Genomic DNA, 15,991 nt, shown 5'->3' with positions numbered 1-15,991 from the left:
TAAATCCAGTGTGGGAGCGAGCCTGCTCGCGATGGGTGCGCAGCACCTCAGTTTTTGACCGGCGGCTTACGCAGCAAGCTCAATGCCATCGCCGCGAGGACCAGTACGCTGATCAGCAACACCGCCCACAAGCCGATTTTCTTCCAGTTGGTCTCGACGGTCGCAGGCGTGGCGGCAGTAACCGGTGTCGAGGTGGCCGCACCGCTCAGCGTCGCCGTACCCAGGGTCGCCAGGCGTGACGGCTTGTAATCGGGCACCAGCGTGGCCAGTGGCAGGCTGGCCGCTTTCATCGTCGCATTGCCCAGCGCCAGGCTGTAGGGCCCCTCGCCCCGCGCCAGGAACACCACCTGGGTCGGGCGCACGGCAAAACGCAAGGCTGGCGCTTGGGCACCGAGGCCGCCGCCTCGCTCGTCCACCGTCAGCTTCAATTGCTGCACGGTCTGCCCCGACAGCTGCAGTTGGTTTTGCAGCACATCCTGGCCGTTCTGGGTCAGGCGATACAGCAAGCCGCTGCCCAGCGATTGCCACGGCTGGCTGCTTTCACGCCGTCCGGCCAGGGTCACCGGTGCCAGGCTGTTGGCCTGGCTCAGTTCGACCTGCACCTGTTCGACATTCAACCCCATGGGCAACTGCCAAGTGTATTGCCCAGCCTTCGTGGTGCTACCGGCCAAAGGCTGCGACCAGACCAACGGCAACGGCAGGCTTTCGCGACTGCCGCTCTGCAACTGGGCCGAGGTCAACACCGGCGCCGATGACGGCGATTCCCACAACAACCGCAGATAACGCGCCGGCTGTCCTGGCAAGCTGACCTCATGCTGCTCCACCCGCTCATCAGCAAAGGTCAGCCGCGCCACCTGGCCTTCGCCCCACGCCTGCCAGTGTTGCAGGTCGTCACTGGCTTCGATGGTGAAGCGCTGGAAGCCGTCGCGCTCGCTGGTCCAGTCGAGGATCAGCTGCTGCAAGGGCGCCTTGATCGCACTGGCATCCAGCAGCCAGCCGCGCAGTTCCTCCTCCCCCGCCTCGAGCCGGCTGGACGGTTGCACCTGCACCAGCGTGCCGTTGGCGCTCGATTGCACCCGTACGCTGGGCGCGCGCTCGTTGTCATCGGCGGCGTTGTACAACGGGAACCACTTCACGTCGGTGGTGCTGTTTTCCCGGCTCCGGGCCGTCTCGCGAACCAATGCGTAGGCCTGGGCCTGCCCGGCGGCGTTGAACACCCGCAGGTCGCTCAGATCGGTCTGGCGCGCTTGCAACTGAATCTCCAGGGGCAACGCCAGGCGATACCAAGGTCCCTCGCCGCTCAAGGCCAATGGCACCTGATGGGCAAAGTCCGCCGGCTGTTCCTGGGCCGTCACCGACAAGGCCACCCACAACCCCACCACGCCCAACCCGATGCGACTCAACTTGTGACTCAAGACGACACTCCCTCACTGACAGGTATTGGCGACTCGGTCCGCGAGCCCCCTTCCGGGCGTTTTGGCGGCAGCGGCGCGAAGTAGCCCACCACCAACAGCAATACACCCACGCCGATAAACGACACGATCCGCGCCAGACCGCCACGGTTGCTCAATTCGACAAAGAACAGCTTGGCCACCACCACGGCGATCAACGCCGCACCGATCAGCCAGACCTCACGACGATGGCGCAGATGCCCGCCGATCATCAGGCCCAGGGCAATCAGGGTCCAGACGATGGACAGCCCGGCCTGCACAAACATGGATTCGAGCAACGCATCCAGCTCGAACGGCACGCCGATCCAATGGTGGGCACTGCGCATCACCACGGCGGTGAAGAACGCGAACAGCGACACGCCGGCGATCAACTGGGCGACGTGTCCGGCATGACCCCACCGGATTGCCAGTTGCGCCACCGCGCTGCGGGCCCACGCGTAGACGCCAAACAAGGCGAACAGCAAGCCCAGCTCCAACGGGTTGAGCAGCGGCACATAGGGCAACGGCTCGGCGCTGCCGTCGCTGAAGGTGTTGGCCAGCCAGAACCAGCCCAGCATCAACAGGGCCAGGGGTGCCGCCGCGTACACACGATATTCGCGCGAATGGGCCGAGACCGGCCACGGCCAGGCCCGTGGCGCGGCCATCAGCACCAGGTACAGGCTCGGCAGAATCGCCCAACCCAGCCAGCGCCAGGCGTTGTACTGCTCGGACAACAGCAGCAGGCCGTAGCGCACCTCCAGCGCCAGCACACCGATCAGCAGCCAGCAACCGAGCACATGGGCGGTGCTGCGCGCCCGGGTCGGTAGCAGCGGTGCCAGACGTTTCAGGGAAAGCAAATGCACGGCGAACACGGCCAACCAGGCCAGCCAGCCGAAATCCGCCGCCGGGTGATAACGGCTGTGCCCGGTCGCGACCAGCACACAGCCGGCCACAGGTATCAGCAAGGTGCATAGCAACCCCATCGCCGGCCATTTCAAACGCAGGGCCAGCAATGCCCACAGCGCTACACTGATTGCCGCGACGATCAGCATCAAATGACCTTGCAGGTGCTGCGGTGCAAAGCGCAGCACTTCGCTGCCCCACGCCAGTGCCCACCAGCCTGCGCCCCAGACCAGCAGCAACTCGGACAACCGCTGCAAGCTCAAGGCCTGGAACACCGCCGACGGATGGCCGCGCTGCAATCGCCATGCGCCCACCAGTGCCGCCAGTCCCAGCACCAGCGGCGTCCAGAACCCGCTGTGGGCCAGGGGCCGCAGATCCTCGGCACTCAGCGGCCCGAGCAGCGCCGATCCGGCGGCAAGGAACGCCGCGCCGCCGATCAACTGCAACAACAGGCCAAACACGAAACTCACGCGCTGCTTCAGGTACAGGCTCAGCCAGATGATCAGCAGGCCGCTGGCCGCCCATACACCGCTCGCCGTTTGCCAGGGCAGGACGAAGAGCACGGCAAGGTTGATCAGCACCAACCCAGCCAGCAGCACCACCGACAGCCCGCGCAGCAATCGGACATCGTTGCGCACCATGTCATCGCGTGCCGCCAACAGCATGCCGCCAATCAGCGCCAGGCCGATCAGGGAGGCGCTGAGCAAACCGCTCCAGCCAGCGCTGAACACGGCGGTCGAATCCCCTTCGGCCCCCTGCAAACGCAACAGAAACAACGCGCCACCCAGCAGTTGTACTGCGAACGCCGTAAACAGGAAGCTGCGCGATTGCAGGCGCAGGCCCGCGAACAGCGTCGCCAGACCGGCCAAGGCCCAAGCGATGGCAGTGCCGTGAGTGAAGAAGAACAACGGCGCCAGCAGATAGAGAAAACTCAAGCCCAGCACTGCCAGCACCGGCAGGCCTTGGCGCTCCCAGCGTGTGGCGTGCTCAGGCGCGGTCTTGCGCAACTGGTAGAAACTGAACAGCAAGGCGCCACCCAGCATCAACGCCCCCAGCGGGGCGCCATCGATCAGGCTGCTGTCGCCCTGACGCAACTCGCTGACAAAAGCCAGCGCCGAGCCCAGTTGCAGCAGCAAGGCAAAAGCCCGAGCCAAAGGCCGCTGCTGACGCAGGCCCAGCCAGAAAATCCCCGCCCCTTCCACGGCCCATGCCGCCGCGGTCCACCGAGCATCGAGGCCCAGGGGAATCGCCAGGCTGGCAAAAATCACCCCCAAGGCCAGGCAGGTTTCGGCCAACAGGACGGCGCGCCCCCCCATCAATACCCGCGCCAGTCCCATGTAGATGATGCCCAGGGCCAGGGCGCTGAACGCTGCAGCGAACTCCAGATGCTGCACCAGCGCGAACTGCAGACCGAACCCCACCAGGGGCGGGCCGAACAACAGGGTGCCGTCCACGTAGTCGCCCTTGCGGGCCGACCAGCGCAATAGCGCATCGCGGCCTTCGTCCTCGGGCCCGTCGCCCATTTCCAGCAGCTTGCGTCGGGTAAACAACAAGCCGATCGCCAGGTACATCAGGAAGAAAACAATCAGGAACGGCTCGGTGCTCCAGAGCAGTTCCGGCCCATAAGAGCGCAAGCCCCAGGCGAAACCGATGCCGAAGGTGCCGACAAAACCAATCAGGTTGAGCAGGCGCCAGGCCTTGAACCAGGCAATCGCCAGAATGCCGGCATTGAGCAGGATGAAGTAGCTGAACAGCGCGACATGGTTACCGCTGCCGGTGGACGTCAGGATCGGCGCGGCAAACCCGCCCAACGCTGCCACCGCAGCCAGGCCGAGGGCATTTTGGGTGACCGCCAGAATCGCCGAGAACACCGTGACCGCCACCAGCAAGCCCAAGGCCGCTTTCGAGTCGAGCAGCGGATGCAGGCGCATGGCGGCGAACACGGTCAGGTACAGCACGGCGATCCCGGTGCCCTGCAACATCAGCGCGTAGTTGCTGTTGCGCTGGCGCAGCCACCAGCCCAGGCCTAACAGGCCCAACGCACTGGCCGCGACGCCGGCATAACGCAACTCGATGGGCACGACCATGCCTTCAGTGGCATAGCGCAGCAGAAACGCCAGGCCGAGGAACAACAGCACCACCCCGACCCGCAATACGGTATTACCGCCAAACAGCCAGTTACGCGCCCCCGCGACGGCACGCTCGAACAGATTCGGACCACGAGGGGCAGCCGGTTCCGGCTGGACCGGTTTGGGGGCGGCCGGCGCAGACTTCCATACGTCGTCGGGCAACGGCTGGCTGGCTTGTGTGGTCATCGCCGGAAGGGCTTCAAGGTCAGGCGGCAGTTCCCAGACCAGCTCCGGTTCAGGTGGAATTTCGGATTCCGGTGCCTGGGCCACGACGATCTCGGGCGATGGCGGCGGTTCGGAGGCTGCGACCGTGCTGCGCTCAAGCGCGATCAGCCGCTGCTCCAGTGCGCTCAAGGTGCGCTGGGCCGTTTGCAACTGGTTCTGCTGTTCGGCGGCGTGGGCACCGAGGCGACGCAGACCAATCCCCTGAGCGATGCCAAGGCCCAGCAACGCGCCTATCAGCGCATCGGCGAACGACTCATCCACCACCCAGCCAAATGCCAGGCCCAACAGCATCAAAATCCATTGCATGGTCGATATCCCTAAGCGGCCCTTTGCGGGCGTAACCGGGGTGAAGCGGTGCCTGGTTCAGTCTAGTGGAACCACACAAACCTTGTGGGAGCGAGCCTGCTCGCGATAGCGGTCCGTCAGTTACCAAACAGGTTGGCTGACACACCGTTATCGCGAGCAGGCTCGCTCCCACAATGGATTGCTGGCGCCTCAAGCACTAAACCGGCCACACAGCCCGGCGAAACTGGCGCTTAGTATATCGACCAAGCCCAACCACCGTTGGGCTTCGCTCACATTTCCTGCAACTGCTACTCCAGGGCTTTCCAGATGTCGGTGGCGTATTCCCGAATGGTCCGGTCGGAGGAAAACCAGCCCATGCGCGCGGTGTTGAGCACCGCCGAACGCCACCAGTGCTGGGCGTCGTGCCAACGTTCTTCGACCCTGGCCTGGGCATCCCAGTAAGAGTCGAAGTCGGCGCAGACCAGAAAGCGATCGTAATCCACCAGCGAATCGACAAGCCCGGTGTAGCGCATCGGATCGTCCGGCGAAAACACCCCGCCGCGAATAGCCTGCAACACATCGTTGAGGCGATGGGACGCGGCAATGTCCGGCGCGGCACTGAACTCGCCGTTCTGCTTGCGGGCCTCCACCTGCTCGGCCGTCAGGCCGAAAATGAACATGTGCTCACCGCCCACGCGCTCATGCATCTCCACGTTGGCGCCGTCCATGGTGCCGATAGTCAGCGCACCGTTAAGACCGAACTTCATGTTACTGGTGCCTGACGCTTCAAAACCGGCCGTGGATATCTGCTCGGAAAGGTCCGCCGCCGGGATGATGCTCTCGGCCAGGCTGACGTTGTAGTTGGGCAGGAACACCACTTTGAGCAGGCCACGCACGGTCGGGTCGTTGTTCACCACACGGGCGATATCGTTGGTCAACTTGATGATCAGCTTGGCCTGGTGATAACTGGCGGCGGCCTTGCCAGCGAAGATTTTCACCCGTGGCACCCAGTCCACTTCCGGTTCGGCGCGGATCGCCTGGTACAGCGCCACCGTGTGCATCAGGTTGAGCAACTGGCGCTTGTATTCATGGATCCGTTTGACTTGCACGTCGAACATCGCCGCCGGGTTCACGGCAACCCCCAAACGCTCGTGAATCAGATGCGCCAAGGCCTTTTTGCTGTGCAGGCGCTGTTCGGCGAACTGTTTGCGGAACGCCGGTTGATCCGCGAACGGCTCCAGCTCGATCAGGCGTTCCTCGGGGTTGTCGAGCACGCTCGGGCCCAGGGCATCGACCATCATCGAGGTCAGTTCAGCGTTGGCCTGAAACAGCCAGCGGCGGAACGTGATGCCGTTGGTTTTGTTGTTGATCCGCTCGGGATAGAGCTTGTGCAGCTCGGAGAACACCGTGCTGCGCATCAGTTGCGTGTGCAACCCGGACACACCGTTGACGCTGTGGGAACCGAGAAAGGCGAGGTTGCCCATGCGCACCCGGCGGCCATTGTCTTCTTCGATCAGCGACACCGCGCGCAGCACGTCGAAATCGTGCACCCCCTTGGACCGCAGAGCATCGATGTGCTGGGCGTTGATCAGGTAAATGATCTGCATGTGTCGGGGCAACATGCGCTCCATCAGCCCCACTGGCCAGGTTTCCAGGGCTTCGGGTAGCAGCGTGTGGTTGGTGTAGGAGAGCGTGTCCTGGGTGATCTGCCAGGCGGCGTCCCAGGCCACGTCGTAGACGTCCACCAATTGGCGCATCAACTCGGCCACGGCGATCGACGGGTGAGTGTCGTTGAGCTGGATCGCCGCGTGGTCGCCCAAGGTCAATACCGAGGTGTGCATGTTGCGATGACGGCGCAACAAATCCTGCAGCGAGGCGGCGACGAAGAAATACTCCTGGCGCAGGCGCAATTCCTGGCCCGCCTCGGTACTGTCGGCCGGGTACAGCACGCGGGAGATACTTTCGGCCCGGGCCACTTCCGCCACGGCACCCAAATGGTCGCCGGCGTTGAAGCGTTCCAGGTGCAGCTCTTCCATGGCGCGGGCGCGCCACAGACGCAGGGTGTTGACGCTGGCACCGCGCCAACCCACCACGGGGGTGTCATAGGCGATGGCTCGCACGGTTTCACCCGGAGACCAGACTTGCTTGGTATTGCCGGAGGCGTCGGTCACGGTCTCGACGCTGCCGCCGAAGCCGATCGGGTAAACCACTTCCGGCCGCTCGAACTCCCAGGGGTTGCCGAAATCCAGCCAGTGTTCGGTTTGCTCCTGCTGCCAGCCATCAACGATGGCCTGGCGAAACAGGCCGTGCTCGTAACGAATGCCGTAGCCATGGCCGGCAATGCCCAAGGTGGACATGCTTTCCATGAAACATGCCGCCAACCGGCCGAGGCCGCCGTTGCCCAACGCCGCATCGGGTTCGAGCAGGCGAATGCGCTCCAGATCCACACCCAGTTCGGTCAAGGCTTCGCGCGCAGTGTCCAGCAGGCCGAGGTTGCTCAGGCTGTCATAGAGCAAGCGGCCGATGAGAAATTCCAGGGAGAGGTAATAAACGCGCTTCTGGCCCTTGCGGTAAATCTGCCGCGTGTGGTCCATCCAGTGCTCGACCATATGGTCGCGGGCGGCCAGGGCAATGGCTTCGAACCAGTCGTGATCAAACGCATGATCCGGGTCCTTGCCGACGGCGTAAGTGAGTTTGGTCAACACGGCATCGCGAAATGCAGCCACTTCGGCTTCGCGAACAAGTGGTTCTTGAGTCATTGATGAGACCTCGAACGAGCATGAAATTGTCTGAGCCTAGACGGTCTGACAGGCACTACAGGCGCAGGTTCGTTGGTTTTTCCATGGCGACGGAGAATCGCCGCCAGGGAATTGCCGTATGGGCGAATGAATGCAGGGGCCGTGCCGGTCCTGGGAGAGTTTTACCGGGCTCGAAAAAAAACCGGCAGATGGTCGTTCAAAATTTCACCAGTCCCGGTATGATCGCGCGCCCTGATGCATGCTGGTAAACCTTGATGATGAAGCCCAACCTGATCGCCGCCGCGGAGATCGACCGAATCGATACCTGGGCCAAGTACTCCGCGCCAATGTGCGGTTCCTGCGTGTCGAGCTGCTGCACACTGCCGGTGGAGGTCAAGATCAAGGACCTGATCCGAATCGGTATCGTCGATGAATTCGAACTGGGCGACCCGCCGAAAAACATCGCCAAGCGCCTGCAAAAGGAAGGGATCGTCGAGCGCTATAACCAGAAATCCGAAATCTTCACGCTCCAGCGCATGAGCAACAACGATTGCCTTTATCTGGATCGCAAGAGCCGGTTGTGCACCATTTATGAGAAGCGCCCGGATACCTGCCGCAACCATCCGCGGGTCGGGCCGCGCCCGGGGTATTGCGCCTACAAGCCCAAGGAAGTGGAGCGCGAGCGTAATCCGCGGACGTTGGACAAATTCTGATCTACAGATGGTTCAGCGGGGCCTGAACCATTGTCATCGCGAGCAGGCTCGCTCCCACACTGGATTGATGCCGGACACAACATCTGTATCCGCTGAAAATCCACTGTGGGAGCGAGCCTGCTCGCGATAGAGCCCTAAGAAGCGACGCACAAACTCCAGGCATAAAAAAACGCCCCTGATCTCACAATCAGGGGCGTTTTTTTCAGCCATTAACTAAGTCGAAACTCAGTTACCGCTTTTCTTGGCAGCGCGGGTACGCTCGCTTTCGCCAAGGATCTTCTTACGCAGGCGAATCGACTTAGGCGTCACTTCGCACAGTTCGTCTTCCTGCACGAACTCCAGCGCTTGCTCCAGGGTGAACTTGACCGGCGGAACCAATGCGATGGTTTCGTCTTTGCCCGAAGCACGCATGTTGTCGAGCTTCTTGCCTTTGGTCGGGTTCACGCCCAGGTCGTTGTCACGGCTGTTGAGGCCGACGATTTGACCTTCGTAGATGTCCTGGCCGTGCTCGACGAACAGCTTGCCGCGCGCTTGCAGGGTTTCCAGCGAGTAGGTCAGTGCCTTGCCGGTCGCAACCGATACCAGAACACCGTTCTGACGGCCGGACATGTCGCCGGACTTCATCACGTCGTAACGATCGAAGATCGAAGTCAGGATGCCGCCACCGGAGGTCAGGGTCAGGAACTCGTTACGGAAACCGATCAGGCCACGGGCCGGGATGTTGTACTCAAGGCGCACACGGCCCTTGCCATCCGGAACCATGTTGGTCAGGTCGCCTTTGCGCAGGCCCATTTGTTCCATGATCGCGCCCTGGGATTCTTCCGGCAGGTCGATGGTCACGTTTTCGTACGGTTCGTGCTTGACGCCATCAACCATACGGATGATCACTTCAGGACGACCTACGCCCATTTCGAAGCCTTCGCGACGCATGGTTTCGATCAGAACCGAGAGGTGCAGCTCACCACGGCCGGAAACCTTGAACTTGTCGGCCGAGTCACCTTCTTCAACGCGCAGTGCCACGTTGTAGAGCAGCTCCTTGTCCAGACGCTCCTTGATGTTACGGCTGGTCACGAACTTGCCTTCTTTACCGCAGAATGGCGAGTCGTTGACCTGGAAGGTCATGGAAACGGTTGGCTCATCGACGGTCAACGGCTTCATCGCTTCGACGTTCAGTGGGTCGCACAGAGTGTCGGAGATGAACAGTTGCTCGAAGCCGCTGATGCAGACGATGTCGCCGGCAGCTGCTTCTTCAACGTCGATACGGTGCAGGCCGTGGTGACCCATCAGCTTGAGGATACGACCGTTGCGCTTCTTGCCGTCGGCGTCGATAGCCACGACCGGCGTGTTCGGCTTGATGCGACCACGGGCGATACGGCCAACACCGATCACACCCAGGAAGCTGTTGTAGTCCAGGGCCGAGATTTGCATCTGGAACGGACCGTCACGGTCGACTTTCGGCGCAGGTACGTCGTCGACGATCGACTGGTACAGCGGGGTCATATCTTCGGCCATGTTGGTGTGGTCCAGACCGGCAATACCGTTCAGGGCCGAGGCGTAGACGACTTTGAAGTCCAGCTGTTCTTCGGTGGCGCCCAGGTTGTCGAACAGGTCGAAAATCTGGTCCAGAACCCAGTCCGGACGCGCGCCTGGACGGTCAACCTTGTTGATGACCACGATCGGACGCAGGCCGGCTTCGAAAGCCTTCTTGGTCACGAAACGGGTTTGCGGCATAGGGCCGTCCTGGGCATCGACCAGCAGCAGCACGGAGTCGACCATCGACATTACGCGCTCTACTTCACCACCGAAGTCGGCGTGGCCCGGGGTGTCCACGATGTTGATGTGGTAGCCATTCCAGTTGATGGCGGTGTTTTTCGCCAGGATGGTAATACCGCGCTCTTTTTCCTGGTCGTTGGAGTCCATCACGCGCTCGTCGTTGAGCTCGTTGCGCTCCAGAGTGCCGGATTGACGCAAGAGTTTGTCTACCAGGGTGGTCTTACCATGGTCAACGTGAGCAATGATGGCGATGTTGCGTAGATTTTCGATCACTTGTGTATCTCGATCAGAGGATTCGGTGTGCTGACAGGTCGTGGCAGCGATTTACGTTGAGTCCGACAAAGCCGTTACAGCCTGTCGGCGGCGTCGGGGGGCCGGTGACGCAGGCCACAGGCAAACAGCCCCGGGCACTTAGCTCGGTCGATAAACGCGCACATTGGCATGCCCCTCACTGAGCAAATGGTGGGCATGCAGGCGACTCATCACGCCTTTGTCGCAATACAACAGGTACTGGCGAGTAGGGTCCAGTTCCTTGAAACGCGCGTTCACTGCATAGAACGGCATCGTTTGTACCTCGATACCGGCGATACTCAGCGGGTCGTCTTCAGCGTCGTCCGGGTGACGGATGTCGATGATGATCTGACCGGCCAGCGCTTCGCCGACTTCTTCAATCTGTATGTCCTGGCCCAATTCATCGATCACCCGATCGATTGGCACCAGCCTGGCGTTTTCGAGCGCACGCTCGAGCACCGCCATGTCGAATTCTTTCTCTTCATGCTCCACACGCCCGCGCTTGGCCGCAGTCTTCGGATTGACCGAGATGACCCCGCAGTATTCCGGCATGTGCCGGGCAAAATCGGCGGTGCCGATCTCGTTGGCCGTGTCGATGATGTCCTGCTTGTGGCTGGCGATCAGCGGGCGCAGCACCAGCTTTTCGGTGACGCAGTCGATCACTGACAGGTTCGGCAGCGTCTGGCTCGACACCTGGGAGATCGCCTCGCCGGTGACCAGCGCATCGATGTGCAGCCGATCGGCGATGCTCGACGCGGCACGCAACATCATACGCTTCAAAATGACGCCCATATGACTGTTATCGACTTTGCCGAGAATCTCGCCCAGGACTTCCTCGAACGGTACGCTCACAAATAACACGCGTTGGGAGCTGCCATACTTCTTCCAGATGAAGTGCGCCACTTCCATCACGCCCAGTTCATGGGCGCGCCCGCCAAGATTGAAGAAGCAGAAATGGCTCATCAGCCCGCGACGCATGATCTGGTAGGCCGCGACCGTGGAATCGAAACCGCCGGACATCAGCACCAGGGTCTGTTCCAGCGAACCCAGCGGATACCCGCCAATGCTGTCGTGCTGACTGTGGATCACGAACAACCGCTGGTCGCGAATTTCGATGCGCACTTCAATTTGCGGGTCTTTCAATGAAATTCCGGCGGCGCCACACTGCTTGCGCAACTGGCTGCCGACGTATCTCTCCACGTCCATCGAGCTGAACGGGTGTTTGCCGGCGCGCTTGCAGCGCACCGAGAAAATCTTGCCGGCCAGGGCATCACCATAATGCAGCTTGCACTTGGCGAGGATGTCGTCGAAATCCCCCAGCGGGTATTCGTCGACCTGCAGGAAATGCGCGATGCCCGGCATGCAGCTCAGGCGCTCGGTCATTTCCTTGAGAATCTTGGGTTCGCTGACGCGGGTTTCCAGTTCGAGGTTGTCCCACACGCCGTTCACCACCACAGCCGGGTCCAGATCGCGGAGCACGGCACGGATGTTCTTGGCCAACTGGCGGATGAAACGCATCCGTACCGGGCGGCTCTTGATGGTGATCTCGGGGAAGACTTTTACGATTAGTTTCATGAAAACAGCGCGCGAACGGCCAGCCGAAAAAGGGGGGCGCGGATTATAGCGGAAATTGCTCAAGGTTTAACCAGTTAATGTGCACTCGGTTTTCAACGCACCAAAACAGGTCATCTCTCGCAAGTTACGCCACATTGCAGTGCGCAATTGTTCGACAATCCGCGAATACAGGCTATAAAAGCGTGGATTTGGTGCAAAAAACCCATGCTGGGGCACTGGCATGCAAATTGCTCCCTTGTGAGGCAGGTTGCCTTGGCAGAGTATTCGCGCCGGCATCACCCATATCTAAGGGCACACCATTACCCGCCCGAAGCCACCCGGAGGACATATGTCGAAGTCGGTTCAACTCATCAAAGATCATGACGTCAAGTGGATTGATCTGCGCTTCACTGACACCAAAGGCACTCAACATCACGTGACCATGCCGGCCCGTGATGCGCTGGACGACGAATTCTTTGAAATCGGAAAGATGTTCGACGGTTCCTCCATCTCTGGCTGGAAAGGCATCGAAGCCTCCGACATGATCCTGATGCCGGACGACGAAACTGCCGTCCTGGACCCGTTCACCGAAGAGCCGACCCTGATCCTGGTCTGCGACATCATCGAACCTTCGACCATGCAAGGCTATGACCGCGACCCACGCGCCATCGCCCACCGTGCCGAGGAATACCTGAAGTCCACCGGTATCGGCGACACCGCTTTCTTCGGCCCTGAGCCTGAGTTCTTCATCTTCGACTCGGTCAAGTTCAAGTCCGACATCTCCGGCTCCATGTTCAAGATCTTCTCCGAACAAGGTTCGTGGATGTCCGATCAGGACGTGGAAGGCGGTAACAAAGGCCACCGTCCTGGTATCAAGGGCGGCTACTTCCCGGTTCCACCGTTCGACTTCGACCACGAGATCCGTACCTCCATGTGCAACGCACTGGAAGAGATGGGCCAGACCGTCGAAGTTCACCACCACGAAGTGGCGACTGCCGGCCAGAACGAAATCGGCGTGAAATTCAACACGCTGGTCAAGAAAGCTGACGAAGTCCAGACCCTGAAGTACTGCGTACACAACGTTGCTGATGCATACGGCCGCACCGCGACCTTCATGCCGAAGCCTCTGTACGGCGACAACGGTTCGGGCATGCACGTGCACATGTCGATCTCCAAAGACGGCAAGAACACCTTCGCTGGCGAAGGTTATGCCGGCCTGTCGGACACCGCTCTGTACTTCATCGGCGGTATCATCAAGCACGGTAAGGCCCTGAACGGCTTCACCAACCCGTCGACCAACTCCTACAAGCGTCTGGTACCAGGCTTCGAAGCACCGGTCATGCTGGCCTACTCGGCTCGTAACCGTTCCGCCTCGATCCGTATTCCTTACGTCAACAGCCCTAAGGCTCGCCGTATCGAAGCTCGCTTCCCGGATCCGGCTGCCAACCCGTACCTGGCCTTCGCTGCACTGATGATGGCCGGTCTGGACGGTATCCAGAACAAGATCCACCCTGGCGATGCCGCCGACAAAAACCTGTATGACCTGCCGCCTGAAGAGGCCAAGGAAATCCCACAGGTTTGTGGCAGCCTGAAAGAAGCCCTGGAAGAGCTGGACAAGGGCCGTGCGTTCCTGACCAAGGGCGGCGTATTCAGCGATGACTTCATCGACGCTTACATCGCACTGAAAAGCGAAGAAGAAATCAAGGTTCGCACCTTCGTACACCCACTGGAATATGAGCTGTACTACAGCTGCTGATCCGGTAGCGTCGCCCCACGGGGCGTGAATAAAAAGAGGCCTCCTTCGGGAGGCCTTTTTTATGGGCGCAGGTTACGTGCATGATTGTCTGCGCCCTCCACTATTCGAAGACGAGATCACCCATGACTTCGCGCGTTTCATTCTGCCTTGCTCTGTCTGCCGCGTTGTTGGGCACCGCCGCCCAGGCCGCCACCGCACCCACCACCCTCGCCCCACTGCTCGGCACCATAGGCGAGCGCCTGGCCATTGCCGATCAGGTCGCTCTGAGCAAGTGGGACAGCCGCAAACCGGTGGAAGATCGCCAGCGCGAACGCGAGGTGATCGCCGCTGCCGTCGCCCAGGCACCAGCTTACAAACTGAGCAGTGAAGCGGTAGAGGCGTTTTTCGCCGCACAAATAGAAGCCAACAAACTGGTGCAATACGCGCATCTGTCCGACTGGCAACTGCAAGGCAAAGCCCCGGACGCACCGCGCCCGGACCTGGTTGGGCAGATCCGCCCGCAACTGGATCAACTGCAAAAACGCCTGCTGCAACAACTGGCCGACTTCAGCCCCTACCGCACCGACCCGCAATGCCCGCAATGGCTGGCCCAGGCCACCCATACCGTCAGTAACGACCCGTTGCGGCAAATGGCGCTGGTTCGGGCGACCGCAGAGCTATGCGTCCTCACAAAATCCTGAGCCCACACATCTTTCCCCTGTGGGAGCGAGCCTGCTCGCGATGAGGCCAGCCCATCTACCACTTGTGTGACTGACACTCCGTCATCGCGAGCCGGCTCGCTCCCACAGGGGTCCAGTGTCGAACCTGGAGGCTGTGAACACCGCTCCCACAAGGGATGGCGTGCAACAACTTGGGCCAACCGCCTCCCCTGACCTATGCTGCAATCCAACACTTTCGGTTTTCGGTTGATTTTATGGGTCGTGGCTTTCCAGGAATGCTGTTGTTGCTGTTGGCGCTGCCAGCCGCCGCACAGATCTACAAATACACCGACGCCGACGGTAACACCGCCTATAGCAACCAGCCGCCCGATGGCATACCGGCCCAGGCAGTGGAGCTGCCGCCACTCAACAGTGTCGAACCCCAGCCCCCGACCAACCCGAACGCTGCTGCGCCCGCCGCGAACCGGGACGAGCCAGGCAACGCCTACGAAACTCTGGAGCTGACAGACATCCCCAGCGAAGAGGCCCTGCGCGCCAACAACGGCACCTTCACCGTTGGCGTCCTGGCTCGGCCGCGTCTGCAAAGCCCCCATCTGTTCAGGTTGTTGCTGGACGGCCAGCCCTATGGCCAGCCGAGCAACGTGCCGCGCCTGCAATTGGTGAATATCGACCGGGGCGAGCACAGCCTGGCGGTACAGGTCATCGACGGCGAACATCTTGTGCAACAGAGCGAAACCGTCATCTTCACCGTGCAACGGGTGCACCGCCCATGATCCGCTGGCTGCTCGTGCTGTGCCTGGCCGTGCTGCCGGGGCTGGGGGCAGCGCAGGTCTATACCTACATCGATGCCCAGGGCAATCGCGTCTTCACCGATCAACCGCGTCCCGGCAACGCCCAGAAAGTCCAACTGCCGCCCGCCAACCGGATGGCGACACCGCCCTCCGGCGCAGCCTCGGCGTCGGCGCCTGAAAAAAAGCCCGATCCCATGTTCCGTTACGAAATGCTGCGACTGTTGATCCCTGAACCGGATGCCACGATACGCAGCACAGCGGGGGAACTGATCGTCACGGTCACCAGCGAACCCGGTTTGCAAAAAGGCCACCGCTACCGCCTGCTACTGGATGGCAACCCCACAGGCGAACCGGGACCCAGCCCAGTGTTCGCGCTGAGCAACATTGATCGGGGCAGCCATCATCTGGCGGTAGAGATTCTCGATGAGCAGGGCCGCATCGTCGAACGTACCGCCAACCAGCCCTTCCACATGCAGCGCATTTCCCTGGCGCAGAAACGCCGCATCAAACCCTGCGCCACCGCCGACTACGGCCAGCGTCCCGAATGCCCCCTCACCGACAAGCCCGCAGAAGAGCAAAGCAGCATCCTGCCGTTCTTCTAACGCCCGCCTGGATGGCGCACTATATTGGTGCAAGTGTCTGCACCCTACTCAAATTCCAGCCCATTTTGGTTCGAAAGTACCCGAAAAAGCTGGCAGAACGCCACGCAATCGGGCGAAAAAGGTTCGTTTGAGGCTCTAAACG

At 61.1% G+C, this 15,991-nt stretch carries 10 protein-coding genes; 5 read left to right on the top strand and 5 right to left on the bottom strand.

The window, feature by feature from the left end:
• Window positions 1-47: 47 nt before the first annotated feature.
• The 3 genes from BW979_RS05240 to BW979_RS05230 form a co-directional block, all read right to left on the bottom strand.
• Entirely contained in the window at window positions 48-1,415 is a 1,368-nt protein-coding gene (locus BW979_RS05240) for a DUF3999 domain-containing protein (protein ID WP_076383356.1), read from the bottom strand.
• A complete protein-coding gene (locus BW979_RS05235) occupies window positions 1,412-4,993 on the bottom strand; it encodes a DUF2339 domain-containing protein (protein WP_076383355.1) in 3,582 nt (1,193 codons plus the stop codon). The genes BW979_RS05240 and BW979_RS05235 overlap by 4 nt, the downstream gene beginning before the upstream one ends.
• Before the next feature lie 287 nt (window positions 4,994-5,280).
• Window positions 5,281-7,731 (bottom strand): glycogen/starch/alpha-glucan phosphorylase, encoded by a 2,451-nt coding sequence (locus BW979_RS05230; RefSeq protein ID WP_076383354.1) that lies wholly within the window; start codon window positions 7,729-7,731, stop codon window positions 5,281-5,283.
• A gap of 254 nt (window positions 7,732-7,985) precedes the next feature.
• Between BW979_RS05230 and BW979_RS05225 the strand changes: the two genes are divergently transcribed.
• Window positions 7,986-8,423, top strand: a complete 438-nt coding sequence (locus BW979_RS05225) for a YkgJ family cysteine cluster protein (RefSeq protein ID WP_047226919.1) — start codon at window positions 7,986-7,988, stop codon at window positions 8,421-8,423.
• Between the two features lie 225 nt (window positions 8,424-8,648).
• On the opposite strand, the gene typA is transcribed toward BW979_RS05225, so the two are convergent.
• Entirely contained in the window at window positions 8,649-10,469 is a 1,821-nt protein-coding gene (typA, locus tag BW979_RS05220; protein WP_047226918.1) for a translational GTPase TypA, read from the bottom strand.
• Between the two features lie 138 nt (window positions 10,470-10,607).
• Window positions 10,608-12,062: a tRNA uracil 4-sulfurtransferase ThiI gene (gene thiI / locus BW979_RS05215; protein ID WP_047226917.1), complete on the bottom strand. Its 1,455-nt coding sequence runs from the start codon at window positions 12,060-12,062 to the stop codon at window positions 10,608-10,610.
• 328 nt (window positions 12,063-12,390) lie between these two features.
• Here thiI and glnA point away from each other — a divergent pair, with 328 nt between their 5' ends.
• The 4 genes from glnA to BW979_RS05190 all read left to right on the top strand — a co-directional run bounded on the left by glnA (window position 12,391) and on the right by BW979_RS05190 (window position 15,849).
• Window positions 12,391-13,797: a type I glutamate--ammonia ligase gene (glnA, locus tag BW979_RS05205; protein WP_014336114.1), complete on the top strand. Its 1,407-nt coding sequence runs from the start codon at window positions 12,391-12,393 to the stop codon at window positions 13,795-13,797.
• A gap of 122 nt (window positions 13,798-13,919) precedes the next feature.
• Entirely contained in the window at window positions 13,920-14,477 is a 558-nt protein-coding gene (locus tag BW979_RS05200) for a chorismate mutase (protein WP_047226916.1), read from the top strand.
• 233 nt (window positions 14,478-14,710) lie between these two features.
• Window positions 14,711-15,229: a DUF4124 domain-containing protein gene (locus tag BW979_RS05195; RefSeq protein WP_047226964.1), complete on the top strand. Its 519-nt coding sequence runs from the start codon at window positions 14,711-14,713 to the stop codon at window positions 15,227-15,229.
• Window positions 15,226-15,849, top strand: a complete 624-nt coding sequence (locus BW979_RS05190) for a DUF4124 domain-containing protein (RefSeq protein ID WP_047226915.1) — start codon at window positions 15,226-15,228, stop codon at window positions 15,847-15,849. Before BW979_RS05195 ends, BW979_RS05190 begins: the two co-directional genes overlap by 4 nt.
• The last annotated feature ends 142 nt before the right edge of the window (window positions 15,850-15,991 follow it).

The organism is Pseudomonas sp. A214 (assembly GCF_900156295.1).
GTDB lineage: Bacteria > Pseudomonadota > Gammaproteobacteria > Pseudomonadales > Pseudomonadaceae > Aquipseudomonas > Aquipseudomonas rhizophila.
The sequence above is the reverse complement of the archived record's forward strand: the minus strand, read 5'-3'. Positions and strand labels throughout refer to the sequence as shown.

What these genes read in the sequence shown, in the direction of transcription:
- BW979_RS05235 (WP_076383355.1), bottom strand. Translation starts at nt 4,993, where the DNA reads ATGCAATGGATTTTGATGCTGTTGGGCCTGGCATTTGGCTGGGTGGTG.
- BW979_RS05230 (WP_076383354.1), bottom strand. Translation starts at nt 7,731, where the DNA reads ATGACTCAAGAACCACTTGTTCGCGAAGCCGAAGTGGCTGCATTTCGC.
- BW979_RS05225 (WP_047226919.1), top strand. Translation starts at nt 7,986, where the DNA reads ATGATGAAGCCCAACCTGATCGCCGCCGCGGAGATCGACCGAATCGAT.
- thiI (WP_047226917.1), bottom strand. Translation starts at nt 12,062, where the DNA reads ATGAAACTAATCGTAAAAGTCTTCCCCGAGATCACCATCAAGAGCCGC.
- glnA (WP_014336114.1), top strand. Translation starts at nt 12,391, where the DNA reads ATGTCGAAGTCGGTTCAACTCATCAAAGATCATGACGTCAAGTGGATT.
- BW979_RS05200 (WP_047226916.1), top strand. Translation starts at nt 13,920, where the DNA reads ATGACTTCGCGCGTTTCATTCTGCCTTGCTCTGTCTGCCGCGTTGTTG.
- BW979_RS05195 (WP_047226964.1), top strand. Translation starts at nt 14,711, where the DNA reads ATGGGTCGTGGCTTTCCAGGAATGCTGTTGTTGCTGTTGGCGCTGCCA.
- BW979_RS05190 (WP_047226915.1), top strand. Translation starts at nt 15,226, where the DNA reads ATGATCCGCTGGCTGCTCGTGCTGTGCCTGGCCGTGCTGCCGGGGCTG.